Here is a 22,811-nt window from a genome sequence, read left to right as displayed (position 1 = left end):
TGCGAGGAGGCAATTTGGCCTCTATCTTTTGCGCGAGATTGGACAAGAAATCCTTCAAGTTCTACTTGAAGTTTCGAAAGGAAGAGCAATGTACTCTCTGGACAATAACGCAACCATCAAAGTTGTGGGTGTCGGTGGTGGTGGCGTCAATGCCGTTGATCGCATGATTCAAGATGGGCTTGCCGGCGTTGAGTTCATCGCAGTGAATACGGATAACCAGTCACTGGTGAAGTCTGAAGCTGAGATCAAACTCGATATCGGACGCGATGTCTCTCACGGTTTGGGAGCTGGAGCTGATCCCTCTGTTGGCCGTCGCAGTGCCGAAGAGAACAAAGATTTGATTGAGCAGTCGCTCGAAGGCGCTGACATGGTCTTCGTGACTGCAGGTGAAGGTGGAGGAACCGGCACTGGTGCAGCTCCGGTCGTTGCAAAAGCCGCTCGTGATCTCGGTGCACTCACCGTCGGCGTTGTCACCCGCCCATTCTCCTACGAAGGTCTTCAGCGTTCGAATAACGCGACAGAGGGAATCAAGGAGTTGCGTGCGTCAGTCGATACGCTCATTGTCATTCCTAATGACCGACTGCTCGAAATTTCCGACGATGACATCTCCGTGATCGAAGCGTACCGCCTTGCTGATGAGGTACTGCGTAACGGCGTCAAAGGTATCTCTGACCTCATTACTCAATCTGGTGAAATCAACCTTGACTTTGCCGATGTTAAGGCGATTATGAAGGACGCGGGCACCGCGCTCATGGGCATCGGTTCAGCCTCCGGGCCTGACCGTGCACTGCGCGCAACCGAAAACGCTATTTCTTCGCCGTTGCTTGAGGCGAAGATTGATGGTGCACATGGAGTTCTTCTTGCATTCACCACCCCGAAGGATTTCGGCATCAAGGAGCAGGCGGCAGCGGCTCAGCTTGTCAAGGAAGCTGTGGATCCGTCAGCAAATATCATTGTCGGTCAGATCATTGACGATTCTCTTGGTGACGAAGTCATTGTGACCGTGATTGCTGCTGGTTTTGATGAGGAAACTGATTACCTTGCGCCTGCAGAAGAGAAACGTACCCCAGGATCGGTTCGCCTTGAGGTTCCGGCTCCTTCCACACCTGCACCAGCAGCACCCGTCATCGCCGAGCCTGTGATCACTCGTCCAGTGATCGCTGAGCCTGCTCCTGCACCGGAGCCAGAGCATAAGCGTCCAGATCTCGATATTCCACCCTTCTTGTTCGATGAGTGATCGACTTTCGTGATTTCTTGTCCGCTGCGGGTCTGGTTCTCCAGGCCCGCAGTACTTATGTCGCCGTAAAATAACGGCATGGGTGCCATGGAATTGCACAGTATGCGTGGTGAACAGGGGATAATTACCTATGGATTTACTACCCGGCGTGGGGGAGTATCGACCGGCGAATACGGGGAGCTGAATCTTGGTCAGCATGTGGGTGACAACGCAGAAGCTGTTGCTCTCAATCGGCAGATCGTTGGGCGAGAATTTACTGAGCCTATCGTCTGGATGAACCAGATCCATTCCGATATCTACCGGTGTGCGTCGCAGGCCGCAGACATCAATGGCGTTCTCACTGTGGGTGATGCTGACGCGGTTATCATTGAACGCGGACAAGCGGCAGCAGTGATGGTTGCTGATTGTCTTCCGCTACTCCTCCTCGATGTTACTGGCACTCGCGCTGCTGTGGTGCACGTTGGGCGAGCCGGCTTAGAAAAAGAAATTGCGCTGAAAGTTCGTGATGCTATGTGTGAACGTGGTACCGCGGCGTCGGCGTTTCGTGCCATTGTGGGACCACATATCTGTGGACGATGCTACGAAGTTCCTGTCGATATGATGTCTGCCGTCGGCGCGCGCTTTCCCCATGCGATTTCGCAGACCAGTTGGGGTACTCCTGCACTTGACCTCGCTGCCGGGCTCGCTGACCAACTCGGTATGGAACTTGATGTCAGTAGCTACTGCACCCGAGAATCTGAGCTTTATTTTTCACATCGGCGGTCGGGCGCACTTGGAAAACCAGCAGGCCGATTTGCTGGAATCGTTGAAGTGGCAACACACCCAGGTTGCTTCCACGAAGAGTCGCTGCGGCTGTCATAGGTTAGCGGTAGCAAACTTTAGGGAGGACACCATGGGATTTCTCGATCGACTCGGCGCAAAAGCTGCTCCGACTGACGATCTATACGATGACGAGGAGTTTTACGACGAGGAGGAGTACTTTGACGACTCCGACGTTGCTCAGCTTCACCCTGTAGCGACGAATGACATCGCGCGCATTGTCACTGTGTGGGTCTCGTCTTACCGTGACGTGAAGGACTTTGCTGTCGAATTCCGAAACGGACTCCCGGTGATTTTGAACCTCTCCGATGCTGCCGATGCTGAACGCGCTCGTATCGTCGATTTCGCGCTTGGATTGTGTTTTGGCTTGGCCGGGCAGTTCTCACGTATTTCTGAAGATGTTTTTCTCCTGACACCACATGAAGTGAAGCTTGATTCACGTGGTGACGACAACACTCACGATTTCTCCTGATGGCTTTAATTGGATATTTACTTTTCTGGGCAATACAAATCTACCTGTGGGTGTTAATCGCCCGCGTGGTACTCGATTTGGTGGGTATGCTCGCTCGTGACTGGACTCCAACCGGAGTGCTCATGGTTATGGCGAACGCTGTGTATCGAGTAACAGATCCTCCCCTGAGGTTTCTCGGGCGTTACATTCCACCACTGCGTTTCGGCGCAATTGCCTTTGACATGGGCTTTCTTGTCCTCTTCTTCGGGTTACAGGTTCTTGCCCGTATTGTTTTTTGGGTTTTTTAACTTTCGCACTGTTACCGAAATGTGATAAACCTAAGTCGTAATGAAGGTGGAAATTCTGCGCGCTCACTCGTGGTCGGGTAGTCTAATCCACGTAACGCACGTTATTTTGAGACCGACGAGGTGAAAACCAATGGCACAGCTTCTCACTGAGACTGACGTTGTGAACATGCGCTTTAAGGAGCCCCAGCGCGTCGAAGAGGGCTATGACCAGGACGAGGTAGATTTCTTCCTTGATGAGGTTGCATACTCGATCACCAAGTACCGCGAGGACAACGAAAAGCTCAAGGCTGAGCTGCAGGCTGCTCAAGCTCGCGTGACTGAGCTCGAGAACCAGGGAGCCCAGGCCACTTCAGCTCCGGCAACTGACGCTACTTCAACTGCTGCTCTCGCATCGGCACCGAATGTCAATGAAGCACAGAGTGCGACGGGAATGCTGTCGCTCGCGCAACGTCTTCACGATGAATACGTGGCAAACGGCAAGGCCGAATCAGAGCGCATCGTGTCTGAAGCTGAAGCTGAGAAGACCCGCATTATCACCGAAGCAGAAGAAGTGCACAATCGCACTCTGACGAAGCTCGAAGAGGAGCGTTCCGTTCTCGAACGGAAGATTGCTGAGCTTCGTGAGTTCGAGCGCGATTACCGTACTCGTCTCAAGAGCTACCTCGAGTCTCTTCTTGCAAATGTGGATTCGAAGTCTGAGCAGAAGTAATCGAGTCATTAACCTGATGAGGGGGAGGAGACTACTGGTCGCCTCCCCCTTGTAGTACCCTAGTGGAGTGAAACTCCGTAACTTTCTTGTCGCAATGTTTGTGGGCGTTATTTTGGTGGTCATCGATTTCGCTACCAAGCAGTGGGCGCTCAGTGCTCTGAGTGACGGCCATACTGTGATGCTCTTGGGTGACACTCTCGGGTTGAAGCTGATTTTTAACTCTGGAGCGGCTTTTTCTTTCCTCAACGGGCATACGTGGATTTTCACTCTTCTTGCTACGGTCGCGGTTCTTGTGCTGCCAGTAGTGGTGTGGAGAAACACGCCAATGTCGATCAAACTCGCCGTCGCCGCAATTTGGGCTGGAGCGCTAGGCAACCTCATTGATCGCCTTTTCCGAGCGCCAGGTTTTCCCCAGGGACATGTTGTCGATTTCATCAAATACGGAAATCTTTTCATCGGCAATTTTGCCGATATTGTTCTGGTTGTTGCTGTGGTCATGTTGATTGTCATGCTTGGGCGGGAGGACGCCCGTCAAGGGGGCGAAAAGTGAGCACCTATCTTGTTCCTCCGGGTTTCGATGGCAATCGTATTGACACAGTGCTTGCGTCGTTGACAGGCCTATCCCGTTCCAAAGCCGCAGAGCTTGTAGCGAGTGGGAAAGTGGAAGTCAATGGTTGCATCGTTGGGAAATCTGAACGTGTCACCCAAGGTGCCCTGATCTGCGCTGAGCTCCCACCACCACCGTCGTTGCAACCACAGCCTACGCCAATCGACAATCTGCACTTGCTCTACGAAGATGCGGATATTGTGGTGGTTGATAAGCCGGTTGGAGTGGCAGCACATGCGTCGTTAAATTTCGAAGGCCCCAATGTTCTTGGTGCGCTTCTGGGGGCAGGAATCACCTTGACGACCTCTGGGCCTCCTGAGCGCAAAGGAATCGTTCATCGTCTCGATGTCGGTACCACAGGCGCGATGGTGGTAGCGAAATCTGAGCGCGCCTACACGGTGCTGAAACGCGCTTTTAAAGAGCGCACAGTGACAAAGATCTATCATGCCCTTGTTCAAGGCCATCCGGATCCCCTATCGGGAACGATTGAGGCACCCATCGGACGCGATTTTCGCCATCAGTGGAAGATGGGGATTCGTGAGGATGGCAAGCGCGCTGTTACTCACTACGACACTCTTGAAGCGATGGCAGGCGCTACATTGGTTGAAGTTCACTTAGAAACCGGGCGAACTCATCAGATCCGGGTGCATATGAGTGCGATCAAGCATCCCTGTGTCGGTGATGAGATGTACGGTGCTGATATGGCGCTGGGGCAGCGGCTGGGGCTTACGCGCCAGTGGCTCCATGCGGTACGGTTGGGCTTTGCGCATCCGATCACGGGGCAATATATGGAAGTGACATCTCAATATCCCGCGGATCTGCAACACGCATTAGACATGATGAGAGAGGGACTGCTATGAAGATTGAGCGCGTGAAAGACGACATCGTTGGATTGCGTCGCACCTGGGTGATTCGCCACGACGTTTTTGTTGATGAGCAGAATTGGCCAGTGGAAGAAGAAGTGGATCAGTTTGACCACGATCCGCGCACTACTCACGTCATTGCAGTGTCCGACGAGGGAGAAGATCTTGCCACGGCTCGTATCATTTTCGAAGAGCCCGGGCGTGTAAGAATCACTCGAGTGGCTGTGTCGTCCCACGTACGTGGTGACGGCGTCGGTAAGGAGCTGATGACAGGCGTCGCAAAGATTGCCTTGGAGGATTACGCGGTGGACGGCCAGGTTCACATTGTTCTCGCAGCACAGGAGCATGCGGTTCCGTTCTATGAGACTCTCGGCTATACCCGTGCTGAGGGCGGGTACGAATACGTGGGCATTAAACATTTTGAGATGGAGCAGACCCTCACTGCCTGAAATATGACACAGCTGGAATCGGCTCTTCGGAGCCGATTCTTCTCATCGGGAGGACAAAACCTCATGCAGATTGTCGAAGTTCGTACTCAGGCTGAGCTCAAACGCGCCTGGGATATCCGATTTGATGTGTTTGTCGGCGAGCAACAGGTTCCGGTTGAAGAAGAGATTGATGAGCTTGACCTGGCTGAGAACACACTCCATATTCTGGCAGTTGTTGATGGCACTGACGTTGGGACGGCTCGGCTTCTCACGGATGGCCCGGGACGTTACCATATCGGCAGAGTGGCCGTGCGCAGCGAAGCACGCGGTACCGGCGTCGGCCGTGAACTCATGGAGTATCTTGCGCGAACTGCAGCCGAGCGCTCAGGGGGAAAAGCTGAGATCCTTCTGTCAGCTCAGGAGCAGGCGATGGGCTTCTATGCATCTCTTGGATATGAAGTTGTAGATGGGCACTCATATCTGGATGCAGGAATTCCTCACCAAGATATGAAGTTGGGTGTGGAAATCTCACACTAAAACCGGTCGATCAGCAGATCAGCGTGGTGTTCCTCGCAGACGAACCTAAGGAGAAAAAGTAAGCTGTCTTCATGGCCGATTTTGCTCATCTTCATGTACATACTGATTACTCGTTGCTTGATGGCGCCGCGAAAATCAAGAAACTGGTTGCCGAGGTCAAAGCGCAGGGGCAAAGTGCAGTTGCCATTACTGATCACGGCTACATGTTCGGCGCGTATGAGTTCTACAAGACAGCGACAGCTGCAGGAATTAAACCAATTATTGGCGTCGAAGCGTATATGACTCCGGGGACATCGCGTTTTGATAAGACACGCGTGCAGTGGGGAACCGAGGCACAACGAGCCGACGATGTCTCTGCACGTGGTGCTTATACGCACATGACACTTTTGGCGGAAAACAACGCCGGCCTTCACAACCTCTTCCGGCTCAATTCACTTGCCGCTACCGAGGGACTGATGGGTAAATGGCCACGTATGGATCGTGATCTTCTTGAACGCTACCATGACGGAATTATCGGTACGGCTGGTTGTCCCTCGGGGGAGATCCAGACGCGTTTGCGTCTGGGACAAAAGGAAGAAGCGTACAAAGCTGCCGGCGAATTCCAAGATATCTTTGGCAAGGACAACTTTTTTGTCGAGATTATGGATCACGGTATTGAGATTGAGCGACGCGTCCAAAAAGATCTTCTTGAATTAGCACATTCGATCGGAGCTCCGATCATTGCCACGAACGATTCGCACTACGTACGCCAGGAAGATGCGCGAATCCAGGATGCGATGCTGTGTATCAATTCAGGATCAACCTTGATGGATCCTGACCGATTCAAGTTCGACGGTTCAGGGTACTATCTGCGCTCGACTGCTGAAATGAATAAGCTCTTTGGGGAAATTCCTGGTGCAATTGAAAACACCTTGTGGATCGCTGAACGTTGTCATGTTTCCTTCCGTACCACTGACGATGGCGCCAACTATATGCCGGCATTCCCCGTACCGGAAGGCGAAGATGAGTTCACGTGGTTCGTGAAGGAAGTCGAGAACGGATTGCACTGGCGTTACGGAGAACATATTCCCGACGACGTTCGTGCTCGTGTCGATTACGAATCGCAAGTTATTCTCCAGATGCGTTATCCCGGTTACTTCTTGGTGGTGTCGGATTACATTCGCTGGGCACGCGAGCACGGTATCCGCGTCGGTCCGGGTCGTGGTTCAGGCGCAGGCTCAATGGTGGCCTATGTTCTGGGAATTACTCAGCTCGATCCAATCAAACATGATCTCCTCTTCGAGAGATTCTTGAATCCTGAGCGAATTTCGATGCCCGATATCGACGTAGATTTCGACGATCAGCGTCGCGAGGAAGTCATCAAGTACGTCGAAGATAAGTATGGCAAAGACAAAGTTTCTCAGGTGGTGACTTTTGGAACGATCAAGGCCAAGCAATCACTGAAGGATTCTTCGCGCGTCTTAGGATACCCCTACGAGATGGGTGATCGTTTAACGAAGGCGATGCCTCCTGGCGTGATGGGCAAAGACATCCCGGTGAATTCGATTTACGATCCTAAGCACCCGCGATACGCCGAAGCTGTCGAGTTTCGCGAGACGGTGGACAATGATCCAGATGCACAAAACGTGTTCGAATTAGCAAAGGGCTTGGAAGGACTTGTTCGACAGACAGGCGTGCACGCCTGTGCGGTGATTATGTCCTCCGATCCGTTGACTGATGTGATCCCGATGATGAAGCGTGCGGCAGATGATGCGGTGCTGACCCAGTTCGAATATCCGCAATGTGAGGAACTCGGCCTGGTCAAGATGGACTTCCTGGGATTATCCAACCTCACTGTGATCAACAAAGCGCTGGAAAATATTCGCAATAATGGTAAAGAAGCGCCCGATATTGACGCGATTCCGCTTGATGACAAAACAACTTTCGAAATGCTTGCTCGTGCCGAGACCCTCGGCATCTTCCAGCTCGATGGTGGCGGAATGCGTACTCTTCTCAAACAGATGAAGATCGATACCTTCGCAGATATTTCCGCGGTATCTGCACTGTATCGTCCGGGGCCAATGGGTGCGAATTCCCATACAAACTACGCGCTTCGTAAGAATGGGCTTCAGGAAAAGACACCGATTCACCCAGAGTTGGCTGAGCCCCTTGAAGAGATTCTCGGGCCCACTCACGGTTTGATTGTTTTCCAAGAGCAGGTGATGCGAATTGCGCAGAAAGTTGCTGGCTTTTCTCTTGGACAAGCAGACGTTCTGCGCAAGGCTATGGGGAAAAAGAAGGCCGAAGTTCTTCAGCAACAGTTTGCTGGTTTCTCCCAAGGTATGTTGGACAACGGGTACTCCAAGGAATGTATCGACACTCTGTGGGAAATTCTCGTGCCATTCTCGTCCTACGCGTTTAATAAGTCGCACTCGGAAGCTTACGGTTTGGTGTCCTACCAAACCGCATATCTCAAGGCGCACTATCCAGTAGAATTCATGGCGGCGTTGTTGACATCGAATGCATCGAACAAAGCGAAAGTTGCTACCTACCTGTCTGAATGTCGACGTATGGGGATCAAGGTCAACGTCCCTGATGTCAACGAGTCTATGGGGGACTACTCGGCTGTTGGTGAAGAAATTCGCGTTGGGCTGGGCTCGGTTCGCAGTGTGGGAACGCAGGTAGTTGAGGGCATTATTAGTGCACGTGAAGAAAAGGGACACTACACATCGTTCCAGGATTTCCTCGACAAAATTCCGCAGGGCGTATGCAATAAGAAGGCACTAGAGTGCCTGGTTAAAGCTGGCGCATTCGATTCTCTGGGGATTGACCGTCGCCCGCTGTTGACGATTGTCGACGAAGCCGTGGATGCTGTCTCGAGTCTGAAGAAAAACGAAGCGGCAGGGCAGTTTGATCTTTTTGCTGGCCTCGGTGGTGCTCAAGCCTCGCAGATTGGGGGCGGATTTACGGTCGAGGTTCCGAATTTGCCGGAGTGGCCGAAGAAAGAAAAACTCAACTTTGAGAAGGAAATGTTGGGCTTGTATGTTTCCGATCATCCATTATCGGGGATGGAAGCCTATTTGAATCGCTCAGCGGATCATACAGTGGTGGGTCTAGTTTCGGATGAAGGCATTGCTGACAGTGAGCAGGTGACGATTGCTGGCCTGATCACTGGCGTCCATACGCGGATCTCGAAGAAAAATGGCAAGACGTGGGCAACTGCGATCATTGAGGATCTCACTGGCTCGATTGAAGTCAATTTCTTCCCTGCGACCTATCAGCAAGTCTCTTCGATGCTTCGTGTGGATCAAGTCGTTCAGCTGACGGCCCGCACATCGGTACGAGACGGCGCCCTGCAGCTCAACGCACGTGAGATGAAGATTCCCGCTCCAGGGGACTTGGATGCGAATGCACCAATCGAACTCAAGATTGCTGAATCGATGCTCACAGCAGAGCTCGTTGATCGTTTGGGAAGCGTGCTCAAGCGCTATCCGGGCAATGCTCCTGTTCGTGTGCACGTGCGCAGAATTGATCGCACCACAATTATTCAGCTTGGTTCATCATTCGATGTGAGCCCAGATCCGTCATTGTATGCGGATCTGCAAGTCCTTCTCGGACGTAGCTCGATTATGCGAGGCTAATGAATGAAAGATGGGCACGGGAGAATCCGTGCCCATCTTTCAACAATTTCATGTTCTCTAACGTGATCCCACGCGAAGAGTCACAACTTCGCCGTCCAACGTTGTGGCGGAGACGACGTCGCCTTCGGCAAGTTTGTGGCGGCGCCGCGTTTCGACGTTGCCGTTCACACTAAAGGCTCCGGAAGAAATCGCTTCGGTAGCCTGACCACCAGTTTCGGTGAGTCCTGCAAGTTTGATGAATTGACCTAGCTCGATCGGGAGCTTTACCGGGAAAGTTTCCATGTGTTCATTCTGGTGCTCCATCGGTGAACATGCCAAGTCTGGAGAATATGTATCCGATCGTGGCGTGAGAATGTTAGCGGGTAAGCGTGTGAGTAGTGGCCAGTTCTTCAGCAGGAGTCGCGATGGTGATGTCAGTCGAATCGTCAAGAATCTTATCGGTAATCTGACGTTTGCGGTAGATGGCGTAAGCCCCTGTCGCTAAAGCGAAAAACCCAGCTATCAGGGCGATCGGGTTTGCAGCAATGGCTAGGACAACTGTTTGCCAGGCGGCCCAACCGATGGTGGAGTAAATAGTGGCCCACATGAGCGCACCCGGGACAACAGCAAGAGCGAAGAAACCCCAACTCGTGCCAACGATGCCGGCGGAGAACATAATGGCAGATTGAAAACCGACAGTGAGGAATCCAAGAGGGATTGCCGGCCACCCGCGTCGGCGCAGAAAGTCCATGCCTTTGGACACCGAGGGGGAGTGGGATGTGCGCCATAAGCTTCCTCGCCATCCACGTGGCGCATGATCAGAGGCAATCACGAGGTGCCGCGTCAGGCGTCCAATCGCGTATGTCGCGTGGGCACGCAAAGAGGCACCGACAAAGAGGAAAAGAAAGACCCAGACAATCGGGCCGCGATTGAGGAAGTCTTTGAGCACATCGAGCATGTTCCCGATGTTAACGCATGTCGGACAAAAAGCCTACCATATAGGTCATGGCAGGCTTTCGTATATGGATTTTGTTGACTTTTAGGGAAAGTGGAGACTAACCGAGGTAGTATCGTTGCTATTTTCTCATCATGCGTTTGCTAGTTTTCCGGAACAGGTCGAACACAAACCCCAGACTTCGAGCGAGTGGCTGGTCTGGGTAAAGCCATGTTCAGCGGCAACTTTGTCTGCCCATGATTCGAGCATATCTGTCTTGAGTTCAACCGTTGTGCTGCATCGGCGGCAGATGAGATGGTGGTGGTGATGATCGTCAGCGCAGTAACGGTAGTATGCAGTCTCAGAGTCGCCCGGGCGAATCACATCCACCAGACCGCTCTCAGCCATGGTCTGGAGGTTGCGATAGACTGTCGCAAGGCCGATCGCAGAACCTTCTGCCGCAAGCATGTCATGAATCTCCTGAGCGGACTTGAATGCGTTCGTCCCTTTCATCAGGTCAGTGATCGCCGTGCGTTGGCGCGTCATTCGCTGAACCATATTCTCTCTTTCACTCCGGGGATGTACTGAGAGCAATATTACGCGTGAAAAGACACGATGCAAGAGGGCAGATTGGCGCGACGACGCTGTAGAGAATGATTGGAATTGAGGGGTGGCGCGAGCAAAAGGAGTAATAGGCAGCTGATTCATGGAGTGTCGAAATTAAACCAAGGGCGATGAGTATTGAGGCTGGTGTAGCGCTTTTACTCTCACGCTACACTGACGCCCCTAGGGGGGGCAGACATCGCTTATCGCTTCGTGCCCAGCAAGGTGCGCTTATATGGTGGATACAACATGCCGCCGGTGAGAGGAACAAATACACTGGGTGGCCATATAATAGTGGCGTACGTCGGCTATCCGGCGATGCGGCAAAGGTCCGCCACTGCATCATCCAGATGCAGAAAAGAAAGGAGCATAACGCATGGCCAAACCGGCTCCATCGCGTCTCGACAACGTCATCTCACTCGCAAAGCGTCGCGGTTTCGTTTTCCCCGCAGGTGATATTTATGGAGGCACACGCTCAGCATGGGACTACGGCCCGCTTGGTGTCGAACTCAAGGAGAACATCAAGCGTCAGTGGTGGCGTGCAAACGTCACTGCTCGTGAAGATGTCGTTGGCCTTGATTCGTCGATTATCCTTCCGCGTGAAGTGTGGGTAGCGTCTGGTCACGTCGCAACCTTCTCGGATCCCCTCATCGAATGCCAGTCATGCCATAAGCGTCTTCGTGAGGACGAACTCAAGGAAAACTACGCTGCTAAGCATGGTGTTGATGAAGCCGATGTTGAGATGACCGAGGTGCCGTGCCCGAACTGTGGCACTCGCGGTCAGTGGACAGAGTCGAAGCCTTTCTCTGGTTTGCTCAAGACCTACCTTGGCCCGGTCGACGACGAAGCTGGCCTGCACTACCTGCGTCCGGAAACTGCTCAGGGAATCTTTGTCAACTTCAACAATGTGCTCACTGCTGCACGCAAGAAGCCACCATTCGGCATTGGTCAGGTTGGTAAGTCCTTCCGTAACGAAATTACTCCGGGCAACTTTATTTTCCGTACTCGAGAATTTGAACAGATGGAGCTTGAGTACTTTGTGAAACCTGGTGAAGATGAGGCCTGGCACCAAAGCTGGATCGATGCGCGTCTCGCCTGGTACAAGGATCTCGGAATTAAGGAAGAAAATCTGCGCCTGTACGAGCATCCGACAGAGAAGCTCTCGCATTATTCGAAGCGTACGGTGGACATTGAGTACAAGTTCGGATTCCAGGGAAGTGACTGGGGTGAGCTTGAGGGAATTGCTAACCGCACTGATTTCGATCTCTCTGCTCATTCGGAGTCATCGGGCAAGAAGCTCGAGTATTTCGACCAGGCGACAGGTGACCGTTACACGCCGTACGTGATCGAGCCTTCCGCTGGTCTGACTCGTTCGCTTATGGCTTTCTTGACCGATGCCTATACAGAGGACGAGGCTCCCAATACAAAGGGCGGAGTGGATAAGCGCGTTGTTCTCAAACTTGATCCGCGCCTTGCTCCTGTGAAGGCGGCAGTTCTTCCGCTATCGCGCTCCGAAAAGCTCTCACCGGTAGCAAAGGAACTTGCGGCAACCTTACGCAAGAACTGGAACATTGATTTTGACGACGCTGGTGCTGTTGGTCGTCGCTATCGGCGTCAAGATGAGATTGGCACACCTTTCTGCATCACTGTTGACTTTGACTCTCTTGAAGACAACGCTGTCACAATTCGTGACCGTGACACCATGGAACAGATCCGTATCCCAATGGATGAGGTCGAAGCGTTCCTCGCTGGAAAGCTCATCGGGGCTTGATGGATTACCATATGAACGTGCCCGGCGAGGAAATGCCCCTCGTCGGGCACGGGCATTCCCACGGAACAGTCGATCTCGAACTTTCAAGCCGTGATCGACGTCGTGTTCGCGCAATTCTTGCTGCAATTGTGATTCCGATTGCGATCGCAATCGCTGTCGGAATGGTACTTTTGTGGCCGAGTGGAACAAGTAAAATCGGCTCAGTGCCGCTCACTTCCTCGACAACATCGCAAAAGATTGCTGAAGTGACATCGATCGCGCAGAAACCTGATGATCTCGGTCAAATCAAAGTGACAGCAATGGTTGACGGGGCACAAGTACCGATTCAAGTTCCTTTTGATATTGCGCTCAATGGCATTAGCGTCGGTACCCACATCAAGGTGTTGTTTCAGCCCTCAGGGTTGGAGGGGGGTACGCCCTATATTTATATGGACACAGTGAGAACCGTTCCGCTCGGGGTTCTTCTGGCTGTCTATCTTGCTGTCGTTCTTGCAGTTGCCGGGCGGAAGGGACTAGCAGCGATTATTGGTCTGGCTTGTTCGTTAGCAGTGGTCGCATTCTTTATGCTCCCAGCATTGATAAACGGATCCTCACCTTTATTCGTGGTACTTGCCGGTGCTGGCGCGATGATGTTTGCGTCGATCTATTTGGCTCACGGAATTTCGATTCGCACCACAACCGCTGTAGTTGGAACATTTGTGGGCTTGGTCATCACGGGTGGAATTGCCGCATGGATGATCCGGTGGGCGTCAATGTCGGGAACAGCTACTGAAGAGTCAATTGCACTTTTGACTCAAGTTCCCGGGCTAAAAATGAATCAGATTCTCTTGTGCGGAATTATCCTTGCCGGACTCGGCGCTTTGAATGACGTGACGATTACACAAGTCTCAACTGTTTGGGAGCTACACAATGCTAATCCACGGGCTGGACGTGGCCAAGTAATGAAAGGTGCAATGGCGGTGGGGCGTGACCATATCGCGTCGACTGTCTATACTCTGGCATTTGCCTATGTGGGAACTGCACTCCCGCTCTTCATGGCTGCTTCTCTTATCGATCGATCGGTTCTTGATCTCTTAACGATTGCGCAAGTGGCTGAAGAAATTATTCGTACACTGGTTGCCTCGATCGGACTTGTTCTTGCCATCCCATTGACGACGGCGTTGGCGGCTATTCTGGCACCTATTGCACCGGGGAGAACACGCGTTGCACGCGGTGTTGCCCGCGTTGCCAATGACGCCGATGGGAATATTCCTGCTTCGGACACTGCTGTCGATCAGCTCCGTGTCCTCGACACACCAGAAGGAAAACACTGATGATTCAACTCCAAGATGTCACCTTGGGCACAAACATCATGCTCGCACCCATGGCCGGCGTCACAAATCCGCCGTTTCGTCAGCTGTGCCGTGAATTTGGTGAGGCAGGGGCACGCGCTGCTGGACTCAACGTCGAATCTGGAGAACGGACAGACGGAACTGTTGCACCCACAGGTCTGTACGTCTGTGAAATGATCACCGCGCGTGCTCTTGTTGAGCGTAACGCCGAAACCATGATGATGATTCAGCCTGATCCCGGCGATCCTGTGCGATCGATCCAGCTCTATGGTGTCGAGCCGAAGGCAATGTACGAAGCGGCACGAATCCTTGTCGCTGAAGATTGGGCAGACCATATCGATATGAATTTTGGGTGTCCGGTTCCGAAAGTCACTCGCAAGGGCGGGGGCTCCGCTTTGCCATGGAAATTTGATCTCTATGAAGCCATCATCCGAGCAGTACGTGAGGGCGCGACGGCGGGAGCAAAGAAGCGTGGACATCGTATTCCTGTCACCACAAAGTTCCGTATCGGAATCGATGCGAATCACGAAACTTTCGAGGAAGTCGCCCAAATTTCGAAGCGAGTCGGATTGGATGCGCTGACGCTTCATGCTCGAACCACTGTCGAGCATTATTCGGGTAGTGCGCATTGGGAGCGGATTTCCCAATTGAAAGAGATGACTGATCTCCCAGTCTTCGGCAATGGTGATGTCTTCGAAGCAGAAGATGCACTGGCAATGTTGGAAATGACTGGTGCTGATGGTGTGGTTGTTGGCCGTGGCTGCCAGGGGCGTCCGTGGTTGTTCTTCGATTTGGTGGCTGCGCTCAATGGATCATCTGCACGTTATGCACCGACCTTGAGCCAAGTTGCTGATGTCATCATGCGTCACGCTCAATTGTCGATTGATCACTTTGGCGGTGAAATGCGTGCGATGCGCGAAATGCGTAAGCACATTGGTTGGTATCTCAAGGGCTACTCGGCGGGTGGCGATATTCGGCAAAGGCTTGCCCTCGTCGAATCCTACGATCAACTCGGAGAAATTCTGTCCTCATTGAATCTCTCCCAACCTTATCCAGACGACGCGAAAGGTAAGCGTGGCCGCACTGGACACGCGAAGAAAGCGCATTTGCCGGATCAATGGTTGGAATCGCACTTCCTTTCAGATGCTCAACGCGAACGAATTCACGAGGCAGAGATCGGTATCTCGGGTGGGTAATTACACTGTCATCCACACCACGTCGCCGGGAGGGAGAATAAGGTGTTGATCGTCACCTGCGGAAGGAAGCTCAATACGCGAGGACATGACGACTCGCTGACGATGCACTTCAACGTTATCCCAACCGAAGTTAATCATGACCTCAATGTTGGTATTGAACAGTGATATGATTCCTTTCCCTGCTCGTGAATCATCGACTGCGAGATTTCCTTGAGGAAGATGAGCGCTCTGACGCAGGCGGAGGGTGTGGCGTGTTGATGGACTACGTGAAATCACGCCCTGTTCGAAGTTAGCAATTCCCGGGAGCGCAAGGAAAATCAACGCAACAGCGGCGTCGGTGAGTCGCCCCGACGCTGAGGTAATGGACGAATTTGTGATCATCCATGACGGAACCATGCCTGATTCACTGAAGAACCTCAACGATTCGTGAAGCAGTTCGACAATATTCTCAGGAGTGAGCGGATCCTTCATATAAGGCAGACGCGCGATTGGAACGTAATTTTTCGGTACAGGAGGGTGAAAAGGGCCGCCCTCATTGGTGATCAAGCCAACCGAAAGGAAGCCTTCATCAATTCCGGTTTGCTGAGCGAGAGAGACGAGGCGCTCGAACATCAATGTTGGCTCTGTGGAATATCCAGCATCGAGTCCGATACCGATCGAAGAAGTCGCTTTCCAATACTCGAGTGCATCGAGGATTTCGTTGTCACTGTGGAAGTCGGCATCAACCCGGCCAATGAGAAGTAAATCGCGCTTGTAAGCCATACGTGCGAGCTTGACGAGATCCAAGTCAAGATCAACAATCGGAACGGAGATCGTGTTGATTCCGAGGCGGGCAGCGCGCTCAATAAACTTCTCAGGATCATTTGTCAGCTGTCGGTGCGAGGCGCGGAACCACACATTCCGTTGGAGATCGAGTGCGTTTCGCGGGCGCGTGTAGATCACTGTATAACTAGATGACATTGCTGACCTTTCCCTAACCTCCACTATTGTGACACGGCGAGCGGCTAAAGTAGAGCTGTGAACTACTCTTCGAACGATTTGGCGCGATTTGTCCCAGAGGAACCGAAAAGCCCGTGGCGTAGCGATTTTGAGCGTGATCGGGCACGTTTAATCCACTCCTCAGCACTGCGCCGTTTGGGAGCAAAGACCCAAGTTCTTGGGCCGGAAGCTGATGATTTTATTCGAACACGCTTGACCCACTCACTTGAAGTTGCTCAGGTTGGGCGATCGTTGGCGAAGAACTTCGGTGCCGACCCCGACGTCGTCGAGACGGCCTGCCTTGCACACGATCTTGGGCACCCGCCATTTGGGCACAACGGCGAACAAGTTCTTGACGTCATTGCCAGTGATATTGGCGGATTTGAAGGTAATGCACAAACGTTGCGAATTCTCACTCGTCTTGAACCGAAGCGCTTCAGTGCCGACGGCGAACCTGCGGGATTGAACCTGACGCGCGCAGTTCTCGACGCCACTGTGAAGTACCCATGGCGTCGGCATAGCGGTCCAGCGGGGGATGCAAGCCCGAAGTTCGGAGCTTACGCTGATGATGTGCCCGTCTTTGAATGGGCGCATCAAGAGCACGGGCAGATGAAGAGTGCTGAAGCTCAGATGATGGATCTCTCTGACGATATCGCCTATTCGGTTCATGATCTCGAAGATACGATTGTTCGCCGAGCAATGGTTCCGCAAGATTTCGTTGCCAAGGGTCTCAGTGAACTTGACGCCGTCATTGAATCGACCTTGGCCTGGTATGGGACGAAGATTTCTGGAGATGAACTCGCTGCTGCTGCTCAGCGTATTTTTGCGTTGCCCAGCTGGCCACAGGCTTTCAATGACCAGCTTCGTGATCTTGCTCAGCTTAAAGATCTGACATCGGATTTGATTGGACGATTCGTTTCCGCTGTTACAGATGCCACACGTGCTGAGATCGGCTACATGCCACTCATCCGCTATGCGGGGAACGTGGTAGTTCCGCGCGATACACTTGCGGAGATATTTTTCCTCAAGGGGATCGCGGTTCACTATGTGATGGCGCCGCGAGAACACGAGCCAATTTTCTTCGAGCAGCGCACGATGCTGTTTGATCTTGTTGACGCTTTCAGTGAGACGCCCGAAAATCTTGAACGTCCATTCCTTGACACTTATCAACGTGCTTCCAACGACGCCGAACGCTTGCGTGTTGTTGTGGATCAAGTGGCTTCCCTCACGGATCAATCTGCGCGAGCATATCATGCAACATTGGTAGGGTTTTTGCGCCACTGATGCGGAGGTAAATCCACAGGTAGCGAACCGCTTCCGCAGCACAGTACCCGACCGGTTAATATAAGCAATATGGCAGGGTTAATCAAACAGAATTCGTTGGAAGAGGTGCGCCAGCGCGTCCGCATCGATGAATTAATTGGCGAATATGTGTCGCTTAAGCCTGCTGGAATTGGATCATTAAAGGGGCTGTGCCCTTTCCATGACGAGAAAACCCCTTCATTCAATGTCCGCCCTCAGATGGGATTTTTCCATTGCTTCGGGTGCGGACAAAGTGGAGATGCTATCGCTTTTGTCGAGAATATTGAACACGTCAGCTTCGTTGAAGCAGTTGAATTTCTCGCTCGTAAAGTAGGTGTAGAACTCGAATATGAAGAGGGAAGCGCGCAGCGGCGTGGGATCTCCGATATTACTCGTGCTCGCCTCATTGATGCGCACCGAGTGGCTGAAGATTTCTATGTCTCGCAGCTATCGAGTGCTGATGGTGCTCCCGCGCGCGAAATGCTTGCCTCCCGGCATTTCGATCCGGAGGCAATCGCGCACTTTCGCGTAGGATATTCACCTCAATCATGGGATGGTTTGCTCACTCAACTCAGGAAGCGCGGTTTTACTGAAAAGGAAATTGCTGCTTCAGGGTTAGTGACTCAAGGAAGTCGAGGGGTCTATGACCGCTTCCGTGGTCGTGTGATGTGGCCGATTCGTTCGATAACGGGCGAGACTATCGGTTTCGGTGCCCGAAAGCTCCTTGATGACGATGGCGGCCCGAAGTATCTCAATACTCCTGAGACTTTGCTCTACAAGAAGTCACAAGTGCTTTACGGTCTCGACCTTGCAAAGAAAGCGATCGCCACCGAACGTCGGATCGTTGTTGTCGAAGGCTATACAGATGTGATGGCGGCGCATCTAGCTGGTGTGACAAATGCCGTTGCCACATGTGGCACCGCGTTTGGACATGAACACGTTAAGATTGTGCGCAGGTTAATGGGGGATTCTGCGAATCCCGCGGCCGGGGTCATTTTGTCGAGTGGGCGAGCATACGGTGGAGAGGTGATCTTCACTTTCGACGGTGATAACGCTGGTCAGAAAGCTGCAATGCGAGCTTTTAACGAGGATCAGAATTTTGCCGCGCAGACCTTTGTTGCGGTTTCTCCTGGAAGTTTGGATCCGTGCGATTTGCGAATAAAATACGGCGACGAAGCAGTGCGTCAGCTTGTGAATGAACGAGAGCCACTTTTCGCATTTGTTATTCGGTCAGTTCTTTCGGAATTTCCGCTTTCTACGGCCGAAGGGCGTTCCGCTGGTTTGCGTGCTGCAGCACCTGTCCTTAACTCGATTCGCGATCGTGTGTTGCGTGGTGAATATGTGCGACAACTTGCCGGCTGGCTAGGAATGGATGAACACGTGGTTCGGGGAGCCGTGCATGATGCTTCCCGTTCGCATACCCACATTCCTCTTCTGGGCGAGAGCCGAGAAGATGATGTTCATGTTCCTGTGCTGGCGGATCGGCGTTCTCTGCGTGATCCAATCGAACGCGTTGAACGTGAAGCACTGGAGGTCATCGTTCAGCTTCCGGTTCTTGCTGTTGCCGCAAATGCTGGACAACTTCCCGCTGCCTCCTTCCAGGTTCCGCTGCATCGAGTGATTTTCGATGCGATTCGTGCTCAAGGCGGACCAATCCAAGCAAAGAATTATGCAGATTCGCTCGTCGAGTCAGGTATGTCTGCAGGCGATGCAGAGAAAAAAGCTGCGGGTCATTTTGTCGAACAAGTGACGAGCAATGCCGACGACGTCGTTCGGCGTGCGATGATTCAGCTCGCAGTCGAACCTTTGCCACAAAGTGAAGTTGAAGATCCATGGCCTTATGTGCGGGGGATCATGATGAGTTTGATCCGTAATGGAATTACTCGGCAGATTGCAGATGTCCGTTCGCAGATGCAACGCACGGATTCTCATGCTCCAGAACAAGATGCACTATTTAATCGACTAATGGAGCTTGAAGCACAACGGCGACTTTTCGTTGAAGAAAACTGAGTCTTTTCATCCGATACGATGGTGTCCGAATCAGCAAGTGAACTGAGATCTACCACTTCGAATAGGGAAAAATTCTTTCATCGGGTAAAATCTCATGCGCGCCCCCATAGCTCAGATGGTTAGAGCAGGGAACTCATAATTCTTTGGTCCCGGGTTCAAGTCCTGGTGGGGGCACATTGCCGGCGTCTCGTCAGAGGCGCCGGCTTATGATTTGGTGGAGGGATTTTATCCCAGTAGCGTTTGATCGTTAAACTGGGAAGGGTAATTCGCAGAGAGGGGATCATATGACGTCGCAGGCAGAACCGCCACGAAAATCGATGGCGAAGACTCTTGCTGCGTCGATGTTATTCTTGGCCGTCGTCGGCACCGCCGTCGTCGCCTATCTCTTTTCTGACTCGGGGAAATTTGCTCGTGACTGCTCGACGCAAATCTCCCTTGCCTCAAAATTGCAAGAAACGGCGGCTGAGGGTGTACGCAAGGCCGATCGCGCCTTGCAAGATGCTGCCAGTGTTGATGCCGGTCCAGGGATTGTTCAAATCACGTCGGATCTGATCGCTGCCAAGAATACTTTGCAACGCGTCAATGGAATTACGGATCGATGCATGAGTGCCAACGATCTTCAGCAATTGACAAACCAGAATACCGCGACTACCCAGGCTGTTGAGACAGTTGATCAACAAGTAGCGAAAATTGCTGAGCGGATAGATGCAGTTCAGACAGCATCGGCACTTTCTGATGCCCGCCGTCTGATGACATCGATGAAAACTGGTTTGTCGGTGATCCGTTCACGTGCTGTCGAACAACTGACGCGTGTTGAACGCACACCTGCACTTGCAACATTCGAGCAAGTCCACAGCTCCTATGGGAACCTCAAGAAAGCCGTTGATGACGCAGAAAAATTAGATACCTCAGATTCAGGAAAAACGCGACAGGATGCGCAGGTGATTACTGATCGTGCGAATAAGATTCGTGATGCTATTGATCAGATAAATCAGCTTACTGGGGACACAGCGATGGCCATCGACAAAATTGAGCGTGCACAAGCTGAAGAAGAAGCACGCCTGCGAGCCGAAGAAGAACAACGGAGTTTACTTCAGGAGCCATTTCTTACACCTGGAGACGACAGCGAGGAGAATAACCACCCTTAAGCGTGGTCAATAATCGGGGCAAAAGTTGCTTGTGTGAGCGAAGCAAGATCAGCTGGAGCGACTGCGACGGAGATTGAACGCTTGCCTCCAGACACAATCATTTGCGGTAACTCCTGAGCATCGGCGTCGATCACCGTAGGGAGCTTCTTGTGTTGGCCTAGTGGAGAAATTCCGCCCGTGACATACCCAGTCAGACGTTCAGCTACCGCAGGATCCATCATCTCGGCGCGTTTGCCATGTGTTGCTTTTGCCAGTGACTTGAGATTGAGACGGTGGTTGGCTGGGACGACGGCGACCGTCGGCTTGCCATCGACAAGTGCAAGAAGGGTTTTAAAAACGGTTGCTGGATCAACTCCGAGGATCTGAGCCGTATCGAGTGCGTAACCGTCGCTCATTTGTCGCGAGTGGGTGTATTCGAAGACCTCATGCGGGGTTGACGTGTTGACAAGGACATCGATTGCAGGTGTTCCACCGTTTTTCTTCTTGGACATACTCTTATTGTAGGCCGCTTTTTACGTGTCGTTGACACAAGCTGTGGATAACTTCGTGTTGGAAAAGAATGGATTTGTTAGCGTTGAGGTATGAAAGGTCTACTTGCCACTATTATCTGTTTGCTTTGTGTCACTACTGCTTGTTCGAGCTCACCTAGTGCAGGTTCTTCCTCCTCGGTGAGTGCGGCACCCTCATCAGCAGCGAAAGCATCGCCGACGCCGACGTACACGCTTCCGCCACGCCCGAAAGTTGACAAACCTCAGTTCACTCCGACAGGTGAACTTCGCCAAGATCTGGAGTCGTTTGGCCGCTATGCGCTCAAGGTTTATAGCTACACGATGGCTACTCGAGATCCCTCACTGTGGGAGGGTATTGCAGCTAAAGGATGCACTTTCTGCGATGAAACTCGTGACGAACTTAAAAAGACAAAACCTGGGCAATGGTCAAAGGTTGAATTCGATGTGAAGAAAAGTGCCGTGTTTGATTCCCTGGAGTACGAACATGTCTATCGGATCGACTATTTAGTTGAACGCTCGGCATTCGTCGAGTATGAACCGACCATGAGTCATTCGTTAAAAGCCAGTACGCATACAGTATCTATCGCTGTAAAGGTCATCGGCAATCAAATGAAAATCGTATCGTGGGAAATTGCAACACCACAAGCATTTGGAACGAACGTTAAATGATGATCGAACTCATTGTTTTGGTTATTGGGCTGCATATAGAGAATCCGAAATGGGATGCAAGTGTCTTAGAGGATCGTATTCTCCACGTGAATCTTGGAAAAGCAGTGGGAATGGGAATACCACGTAAAGAGAGTTCTCGTGCTTTAGGACCAAAATCAGAAGCGCAGATCCGTTTTGAAAAGTTAGTGCATGATGCCCGGTGGGAAAACAATCCGCTTGCACCAATCCCCGGTGTCCAACGACGCAATGAAGATTCATGCTCGTGGAGATTGCGCATTAATGGAGTCCCAGAAGAGACAATTCGCGCGGTGTGCGGAGATGGCGTTGCGAATGCAAAAATGCCGAGTGTCGATGAGGTGGTTCATTATCTCAATGCCCGAGTGGTGGAGTTCCTCCAACCGGGTGAGATTACCTGGCAGCCCGATCGCAATGTACTGGTGAACAAAGACGTGTACTTTTCTGCAACCGCGCGTGCCCTAGAGAAAACAGTTTCTGTTCTCGGGGTTTCTGTCCGATTACATGCCCAGCCTATTGCCTATACCTGGAACCTTGGTGACGGACGCCAGTTTTCCACCAGGACTCCAGGCGGAGCATGGCCTCGGGGAGACGCACATTGGCCTTATATGAAGATTGGGAACTATATGCCGTCAGTCAAGATTGAATGGTTAGTCGATGTCAGTGTTGGGGAGGAAGTACGGAGGCTCAATGCTCACGCCTATACGCTTGCGCAGGGGAAAACATTGCGTGTGACGGAAGCGGAGGCTGTCCTCACTCGTGGTGATGAGACACGGTAAGGTGGGAA

At 52.2% G+C, this 22,811-nt stretch carries 23 protein-coding genes and 1 tRNA gene; 19 read left to right on the top strand and 5 right to left on the bottom strand.

The features are described 5' to 3' along the window. Positions 1-88 precede the first annotated feature (88 nt). The 10 genes from ftsZ to dnaE all read left to right on the top strand — a co-directional run bounded on the left by ftsZ (position 89) and on the right by dnaE (position 9,579). Entirely contained in the window at positions 89-1,237 is a 1,149-nt protein-coding gene (gene ftsZ, locus ACTOVJ_RS04550; protein WP_449502255.1) for a cell division protein FtsZ, read from the top strand. 78 nt (positions 1,238-1,315) lie between these two features. After that, positions 1,316-2,098 carry a purine nucleoside phosphorylase YfiH/LACC1 family protein gene (locus tag ACTOVJ_RS04545; protein WP_449504089.1) on the top strand — a complete coding sequence of 261 codons (783 nt, stop codon included), beginning with the start codon at positions 1,316-1,318 and terminating at the stop codon, positions 2,096-2,098. Positions 2,099-2,129: 31 nt separating this feature from the next. Then, positions 2,130-2,528: a cell division protein SepF gene (locus ACTOVJ_RS04540; RefSeq protein WP_449502860.1), complete on the top strand. Its 399-nt coding sequence runs from the start codon at positions 2,130-2,132 to the stop codon at positions 2,526-2,528. Further along, positions 2,528-2,815, top strand: a complete 288-nt coding sequence (locus tag ACTOVJ_RS04535) for a YggT family protein (protein WP_449502252.1) — start codon at positions 2,528-2,530, stop codon at positions 2,813-2,815. The genes ACTOVJ_RS04540 and ACTOVJ_RS04535 overlap by 1 nt, the downstream gene beginning before the upstream one ends. Positions 2,816-2,945: 130 nt before the next feature. Further along, positions 2,946-3,524, top strand: a complete 579-nt coding sequence (locus tag ACTOVJ_RS04530) for a DivIVA domain-containing protein (protein ID WP_449502251.1) — start codon at positions 2,946-2,948, stop codon at positions 3,522-3,524. Between the two features lie 67 nt (positions 3,525-3,591). Further along, positions 3,592-4,074 (top strand): signal peptidase II, encoded by a 483-nt coding sequence (lspA, locus tag ACTOVJ_RS04525; RefSeq protein ID WP_449502250.1) that lies wholly within the window; start codon positions 3,592-3,594, stop codon positions 4,072-4,074. After that, entirely contained in the window at positions 4,071-4,991 is a 921-nt protein-coding gene (locus ACTOVJ_RS04520; protein ID WP_449502249.1) for an RluA family pseudouridine synthase, read from the top strand. Before lspA ends, ACTOVJ_RS04520 begins: the two co-directional genes overlap by 4 nt. Further along, entirely contained in the window at positions 4,988-5,443 is a 456-nt protein-coding gene (locus ACTOVJ_RS04515; RefSeq protein WP_449502248.1) for a GNAT family N-acetyltransferase, read from the top strand. Before ACTOVJ_RS04520 ends, ACTOVJ_RS04515 begins: the two co-directional genes overlap by 4 nt. Positions 5,444-5,506: 63 nt before the next feature. Then, positions 5,507-5,959: a GNAT family N-acetyltransferase gene (locus ACTOVJ_RS04510; RefSeq protein WP_449502859.1), complete on the top strand. Its 453-nt coding sequence runs from the start codon at positions 5,507-5,509 to the stop codon at positions 5,957-5,959. 71 nt (positions 5,960-6,030) lie between these two features. Continuing rightward, complete coding sequence (dnaE, locus tag ACTOVJ_RS04505; protein ID WP_449504636.1) at positions 6,031-9,579, top strand: DNA polymerase III subunit alpha; 3,549 nt, start codon at positions 6,031-6,033, stop codon at positions 9,577-9,579. 57 nt (positions 9,580-9,636) lie between these two features. On the opposite strand, the gene ACTOVJ_RS04500 is transcribed toward dnaE, so the two are convergent. The 3 genes from ACTOVJ_RS04500 to ACTOVJ_RS04490 form a co-directional block, all read right to left on the bottom strand. Further along, positions 9,637-9,861 carry an RNA-binding S4 domain-containing protein gene (locus ACTOVJ_RS04500; protein WP_449502245.1) on the bottom strand — a complete coding sequence of 75 codons (225 nt, stop codon included), beginning with the start codon at positions 9,859-9,861 and terminating at the stop codon, positions 9,637-9,639. A 73-nt stretch (positions 9,862-9,934) separates the two neighbouring features. Beyond that, positions 9,935-10,516, bottom strand: a complete 582-nt coding sequence (locus ACTOVJ_RS04495) for a DedA family protein (RefSeq protein ID WP_449502244.1) — start codon at positions 10,514-10,516, stop codon at positions 9,935-9,937. Between the two features lie 129 nt (positions 10,517-10,645). After that, positions 10,646-11,050 carry a Fur family transcriptional regulator gene (locus ACTOVJ_RS04490; RefSeq protein ID WP_449502243.1) on the bottom strand — a complete coding sequence of 135 codons (405 nt, stop codon included), beginning with the start codon at positions 11,048-11,050 and terminating at the stop codon, positions 10,646-10,648. 421 nt (positions 11,051-11,471) lie between these two features. On the opposite strand from ACTOVJ_RS04490, the gene ACTOVJ_RS04485 reads away from it, so the two are divergent. From ACTOVJ_RS04485 to dusB, 3 genes are read left to right on the top strand one after another with little or no spacing between them, the layout of a single operon-like run. Then, positions 11,472-12,866 carry a glycine--tRNA ligase gene (locus tag ACTOVJ_RS04485; protein ID WP_449501867.1) on the top strand — a complete coding sequence of 465 codons (1,395 nt, stop codon included), beginning with the start codon at positions 11,472-11,474 and terminating at the stop codon, positions 12,864-12,866. 11 nt (positions 12,867-12,877) lie between these two features. Next, positions 12,878-14,179 (top strand): YibE/F family protein, encoded by a 1,302-nt coding sequence (locus tag ACTOVJ_RS04480; RefSeq protein ID WP_449504087.1) that lies wholly within the window; start codon positions 12,878-12,880, stop codon positions 14,177-14,179. Beyond that, a complete protein-coding gene (dusB, locus tag ACTOVJ_RS04475; RefSeq protein WP_449504086.1) occupies positions 14,179-15,393 on the top strand; it encodes a tRNA dihydrouridine synthase DusB in 1,215 nt (404 codons plus the stop codon). The genes ACTOVJ_RS04480 and dusB overlap by 1 nt, the downstream gene beginning before the upstream one ends. Here the strand turns inward: dusB and ACTOVJ_RS04470 are convergent, their stop codons facing one another. Further along, a complete protein-coding gene (locus ACTOVJ_RS04470; RefSeq protein ID WP_449502853.1) occupies positions 15,394-16,353 on the bottom strand; it encodes a hypothetical protein in 960 nt (319 codons plus the stop codon). It lies immediately after the preceding gene. Positions 16,354-16,410: 57 nt separating this feature from the next. Between ACTOVJ_RS04470 and ACTOVJ_RS04465 the strand changes: the two genes are divergently transcribed. From ACTOVJ_RS04465 to ACTOVJ_RS04450, 4 genes are all read left to right on the top strand, one after another. Continuing rightward, entirely contained in the window at positions 16,411-17,655 is a 1,245-nt protein-coding gene (locus ACTOVJ_RS04465; protein WP_449501871.1) for a deoxyguanosinetriphosphate triphosphohydrolase, read from the top strand. Between the two features lie 69 nt (positions 17,656-17,724). Further along, complete coding sequence (gene dnaG, locus ACTOVJ_RS04460; protein ID WP_449504085.1) at positions 17,725-19,683, top strand: DNA primase; 1,959 nt, start codon at positions 17,725-17,727, stop codon at positions 19,681-19,683. 100 nt (positions 19,684-19,783) lie between these two features. Further along, a tRNA-Ile gene (locus ACTOVJ_RS04455) sits at positions 19,784-19,857 on the top strand. 110 nt (positions 19,858-19,967) lie between these two features. Next, positions 19,968-20,831 (top strand): hypothetical protein, encoded by an 864-nt coding sequence (locus ACTOVJ_RS04450; RefSeq protein ID WP_449504084.1) that lies wholly within the window; start codon positions 19,968-19,970, stop codon positions 20,829-20,831. On the opposite strand, the gene ybaK is transcribed toward ACTOVJ_RS04450, so the two are convergent. Then, a complete protein-coding gene (gene ybaK, locus ACTOVJ_RS04445; protein WP_449501874.1) occupies positions 20,828-21,322 on the bottom strand; it encodes a Cys-tRNA(Pro) deacylase in 495 nt (164 codons plus the stop codon). The two genes, ACTOVJ_RS04450 and ybaK, sit on opposite strands and share 4 nt — an antisense overlap. A gap of 90 nt (positions 21,323-21,412) precedes the next feature. Here ybaK and ACTOVJ_RS04440 point away from each other — a divergent pair, with 90 nt between their 5' ends. Together ACTOVJ_RS04440 and ACTOVJ_RS04435 are read left to right on the top strand one after the other, a co-directional pair. Next, positions 21,413-22,009, top strand: coding sequence for a hypothetical protein (locus ACTOVJ_RS04440; RefSeq protein ID WP_449501875.1), 597 nt, complete (start codon positions 21,413-21,415; stop codon positions 22,007-22,009). After that, positions 22,006-22,803, top strand: a complete 798-nt coding sequence (locus tag ACTOVJ_RS04435) for a PKD domain-containing protein (protein ID WP_449504083.1) — start codon at positions 22,006-22,008, stop codon at positions 22,801-22,803. The genes ACTOVJ_RS04440 and ACTOVJ_RS04435 overlap by 4 nt, the downstream gene beginning before the upstream one ends. Positions 22,804-22,811: the final 8 nt, after the last annotated feature.

Source organism: Arcanobacterium sp. (ex Cirak et al. 2026) (assembly GCF_053585065.1).
This window is presented reverse-complemented; position numbering and strand designations above follow the sequence as displayed.